Origin of the sequence: Glycomyces sp. NPDC021274 (genome assembly GCF_040641195.1) — a bacterium.
GTDB lineage: Bacteria > Actinomycetota > Actinomycetes > Mycobacteriales > Micromonosporaceae > Glycomyces.
This window is the reverse complement of record NZ_JBFADC010000030.1, coordinates 1-4,895: the sequence shown is the minus strand read 5'-3', so window position 1 is coordinate 4,895 and position 4,895 is coordinate 1. Positions and strand designations below refer to the sequence as shown.

Sequence of the window (4,895 nt, the reverse complement as noted above, 5' to 3'; positions counted from 1 at the left end):
GACCTCGAAAGCTGCTACATCGGGACCGGGGACTGGGTGTTCTCCTCGGCCCTCTATCACGATCCGAAGTGGCGGGTCCCGGAGTTCCTGGAGCAGTTCGGCCCCCGCTCGGAGACCGTGCACGGCCAGGAGCTGGCGCACGGCACGACCGAGGAAAACCAGATGCAGACCACGCTCTGGCTGCACGAGCACGTCGAGGAGTTCACCGACGAACTCGCCCGCCGGATCGTCGCCGGCGAACCCGATGTCGTCGGCTTCACGACCACGTTCCAGACCCTCACCGCATCGATGGCGGTCGCCCGGCGGGTCAAGGAACTCTCGCCCCGGACGGTGACCGTGTTCGGCGGCGCCAACTGCGAAGGGTCGATGGGCGAGGCGCTGCACCGCAACTTCGACTTCGTCGACTACGTGGTCCGCGGCGAGGGCGAGCTGGCCTGGCCGGGGCTGCTGCACTCGCTGACCGCGGACGAGGCGGCCTTCGAGACCGTGCCGGGGCTGTGCTGGCGGGACGAGAACGGATCCTCGGTGCACAACGCAGTGAGCACCAAGCCACTGCCACCCGCCGCGATGGTGCTGCCTCACTACGACGAATACGTCGAGCAGTTCACGAAGTCACACGCCCGGTTCTGGCTGGAGCCCAGGCTGATCCTCGAAAGTTCCCGCGGCTGCTGGTGGGGCGAGAAGCACCACTGCACCTTCTGCGGCCTGAACGGCGCCAGCATGATGTTCCGCAGCAAGCGGCCTGACCAGTTCATCGACGACCTCGTGACGCTCGCCAAGCGCCACCGGATCCTCGACGTGATGCTCGTGGACAACATCCTGGACATGGCCTACCTGGACTCGATGCTTCCCGCGCTCGCCAAGGCCGAGATCGACCTACGGCTGATGTACGAGATCAAGGCCAATCTGCGCTACGAGCAACTGGAGGTCATCTCGAAGGCCGGCGTGGTCTGCGTCCAGCCCGGCATCGAGAGCCTGAACAGCAAGGTGCTCAAGCTCATGGACAAGGGCGTCTCCGGCTGTCTGAACGTGCGCGTGCTCCGGGACGCCGAGTCGCTGGGCCTGACCGTCGCATGGGCCTACCTCTACGGCTTCCCCGGGGAGACCGACGAGGACTACGCGAAGGTCATCGAGCAGTTCCCCGCGCTACACCACCTGGAGCCGGCCGGCGGCGACGACCGGCTCGCGGTCCAGCGCTTCGCTCCGTACTTCGAGAACCCCTCGCTCGGCTTCCACGAGCGGTGGGCGGCCCCTCAGTACGGACTCACCTATGACCTTCCCGAGAAGGAACTGTTCGACATCGCGTACATCTTCAAAGCGACGCACCAAGGCATCGGGAACCACATGGCGTGGAAACTGCGCGCCGCCATGGACACATGGCGCGACGCGCACTGGCACAGCCAACTGTCGTACTTCGAGACCGAGGAGAGCATCACGCTCACCAACACCCGGCCGGGCTTCGACTGGGACGTCATCCAGCTCACCACCGACGTCGAGATCGCGCTCTTCCAGCTGCTCGACCAGCCGAGGTCGCTCCCGTACCTGGAGCGCGAGTGCGCGAAGCGGTTCGGGCAGACGGACGTCGGCGCCGTGATCGACCGATGGATGGAGCTGGGTCTGCTCTTCACAGACGACGGCCGCCTGATCCACGTCGTCACGAAGGACCGCAACCAGAGGTTCATGCAGATCCGGGTGGGCCAGGGACTGGCGGCGCGGTCGGAGGCCGACCGTCCGTCCTCCGAGTCCGTAGCAGTGTGAGAGGCGAGGCTGCCATGCCGACGATGAACGATGCCGCGACCATTCCCGACAACGGGTTCGACGTCCGGTTCAGCATGTGGCGCCACGGCGCGGCGGCGGTACGCGCGTTGCCGAACATGCACCTCGGCGACCGCGTGCTCGGCGGGGACACCGCGGACGAGGCGCTCCGGATCTACGAGTCCGGCGCGCGGTTCGTGTCGATCGAGCCCGTCGTCGATCTCGGTGGACGAGCCGGGACGGAGCACGTCATCCCCGCGCTCTCCTTCATCCGCGATCTCACCAGCTACGGCGTGGAAGTGGACTGGCGGGCACAGCTGACGGCGCCCGACGGTCCCGAGTGGTGGGTGTTCAGCCACCTCTTCCCCCCGTCGGACGTGGAGGGGCCGCGCGGTGCCGAGGCGCTGAACATATGGCGGGCGAGGTACCACGTGGGCAGGTGCTTCTTCCGTCGCGGTCCCGGGTTCCTACAGATCCGGGACCGGCGCCACACCGGTCTGCGCCGGCTCACCGTCTCGGACCCTGCCTATGTCTCCGCGGTCGAGTCGCTGGCGGCCGACCGCGGAGCGGACTCCGTGCCGGCCGCGGCGATGTCGGTGTTCGAGAAGCATCACCTGGCCATCCGGATCGGCGGCAGCGTCTGGTGGGCGCCGTACCGTCTGCGGCGCTGGGCTTCGCCGTCCTGGGAGGTATGAGCGTGTACATCAGCATCGTGCTCTGGAACCTGAAGAACTCGAAAGCCACGGTCGAGGACCTTCGCGAGTACCTGCGCGACTACGCGGTGGACGCGTTCTCCACGCTCAAGGGGATGCGGATGAAGACCTGGTTCGCGGACGCCGAGAAGGGCTACTGGGGGGCGGTGTACCTCTGGGACGGCGTCAACATGCAGAACCCGCTGTCGGTCAGCCGGGCGATCGACATCATCGGCTACCCGCCGACGTCCACGAGCGTCTTCGCGGTCGAGGCGATCGCGGAAGGCGACAGCGTGATCGAGTCGTTCGCGGGCATCGGCCGCGCCTTCGAGGAGGCGTCCGCCACGGACCCTGTCGGTGAATCGGCGTAAACGGTCGTGACACCGTCGGGTGCGTCTTGGCGGGAAAGACCGTCGACCTCGATGCGTCGGTGATGATCACCGCCGTGTGAGGTGATCACCCCCGACGCATCGAGGTCGAGGAACCGGGTCTCTGAGGGGACTAGGCCGTTTCTGATGGCTCTTGCTGGGGTGGTGGATCAGTGCACCGGCTGGGCAGGTGCGTCTTATGGTGCGGCGACATGAGTTGACGGACGTGCAGTGGCAGAAGATTGAGGCTTTACTGCCTGCCAACGGCAAGCCCGGCGGGCAGTGGGCCGATCACCGCACAGTGATCAACGGGGTGCTCTTCCGGGCCCGTACCGGCGTGCCCTGGCCGGACCTGCCCGAACGGTACGGCCCCTGGCAGACCGTTTACGAACGGCACCGCCGCTGGTCAGCTGACGGAACCTGGCAGCAGATCCTGACCGAGTTACAGATCGAGGCTGACGCCACCGACCCTGACGGGGCCCTGGCCAGGGACGTCGAGAAGGAGGGTGTGCGGCGCCGGCGGGAATGGGCGGTGAACATCGACTCCACGTCCTGCCGGGCACATCAGCACGCGGCCGGTGCCCGCCGCCGGCCGCCGCAGGACTTCCCGCAAAAGGGGGCGGTACGCGTGTGGAAGGCGATGGGCGTGAGGCGTTGGGACGTTCAAGAGGCGGACTGACCTGCAAAGTCCATCTGCTGGCCGACGACCGGGCCCGCCCATTGACCTGGCAGACCTCTCCAGGCCAGCGAGGCGACAGCCCCATGTTCATCCCTGTGTTGGAGGGCCTGCGGATCCGGCGGCGCGGACCGGGCCGACCCCGCAGTCGACCCGATCGAGTCCGCGGCGACAAGGCGTACTCCAGCTACGACAACCGTGCTTATCTACGACGGCGGGGCATCAAAGCGACCATCGCCCAGCCTGATGACCAGCGGGCCAGCCGCAGGCGGAAGGGCCGTGCAGGCGGCCGGCCTCCGGCCTTCGACAAGACCCAGTACCGCCACCGCAGCGCCGTCGAGCGATGCGTCAGCAAGTGGAAGCAGTACCGTGCAGTGGCCAGCAGGTACGACAAGCGCGACTACATCTTCAACGGCACCCTCGCCGTCGCAGCGATCGTCATCTGGCTCCGCGACACCGTCCAAGAGCCATCAGAAACGGCCTAGGGCGCTTCTCAAGGAGCACGGAGAGATCGGACAGAGGGCGCGCTGACCGGATTTTCGATTCCGAGGTGAAGGGTATGGACCGCAGCGAACGGGACGGCACGGAAACAACCGCAACGATCTATCAGGAAATCGTCGACGGCAAGGGCCGGGTCTACCGGGTCGGCGAATCCGACCGGGAACTTCTCGGCGGCCACTCGCGGAAACTGATGGTGCATCTGCCGTGGCTCGCGATGATGGCCATCGGCGTCTCCGAATACGCCTACGGTTCGGCCGAGGGAACGCTGTCACACGCACATGGGTGGACGCAGAGCGACACCTTCTGGATTCTGAGCGTCTGGGTCTTCTGCCAGGCCGGAATCGCCTTTCCGGCGGGCTGGTTACGGGAACGCGGCATCCTCACCGCGCGCCGGGCCATGTTCCTCGGGGCGGTGCTGAGCCTGGTGGGCTTCGCGTCACTGGCCCACTTGGACGATGTGCTGGCGGCGATCTGCGGTTTCGGGGTGGTCGGCGGTATCGGCTCCGGGCTCGTCTACGCCACCTGTATCAACATGGTGGGCAAATGGTTTCCGGAGCGGCGCGGCGCGAAGACCGGATTCGTCAACGGCGGATTCGCCTATGGCGCACTCCCGTTCATCTTCGTCTTCAACTACGCCTTCGACATCGGGGATTTCCAGGACGTACTGGACGGCATCGGGATCTACGTACTGGTCGTGGTGGCGGGCTGTGCCTGGTTCTTCAAGGATCCGCCGAAGAATTGGTGGCCCGTCGAGGCGGATCCGCTGAAGGCAGGCGGGTCGGGGCAGGGCGCGGCATTCCTGGCGAAGAATCCGCCTGCGGTGCGGCAGTTCACGCCCAAGGAGGCGGTGCGCAGCGGGATGCTCCCGTTGATGTGGGTGAGCGTGGTGCTGACCGCCGGCGT

Annotated in this window: 5 protein-coding genes; all 5 read left to right on the top strand. The window is 66.6% G+C overall.

Features of this window, described 5'->3' with window-relative positions:
* On the top strand, positions 1 to 1,758 hold a 1,758-nt coding region (locus tag AB0I03_RS26190; protein ID WP_360417267.1), incomplete at its 5' end, for a RiPP maturation radical SAM C-methyltransferase.
* Between the two features lie 14 nt (positions 1,759 to 1,772).
* Positions 1,773 to 2,450: a DUF5825 family protein gene (locus tag AB0I03_RS26185; RefSeq protein ID WP_360417265.1), complete on the top strand. Its 678-nt coding sequence runs from the start codon at positions 1,773 to 1,775 to the stop codon at positions 2,448 to 2,450.
* On the top strand, positions 2,447 to 2,818 hold the full coding sequence (locus AB0I03_RS26180; protein WP_258018415.1) for a hypothetical protein: 372 nt from the start codon (positions 2,447 to 2,449) through the stop codon (positions 2,816 to 2,818). Before AB0I03_RS26185 ends, AB0I03_RS26180 begins: the two co-directional genes overlap by 4 nt.
* A gap of 196 nt (positions 2,819 to 3,014) precedes the next feature.
* Positions 3,015 to 3,976, top strand: a protein-coding gene (locus AB0I03_RS26175) for an IS5 family transposase (RefSeq protein WP_360417263.1) whose coding sequence is annotated in 2 segments (ribosomal slippage) — positions 3,015 to 3,416 and positions 3,419 to 3,976 — 960 coding nt in all. Because the reading frame shifts where the segments join, the coding sequence is not laid out codon by codon here.
* A gap of 74 nt (positions 3,977 to 4,050) precedes the next feature.
* Positions 4,051 to 4,895: MFS transporter (locus tag AB0I03_RS26170; protein ID WP_360417261.1), on the top strand; the 845-nt coding region annotated here is incomplete at its 3' end.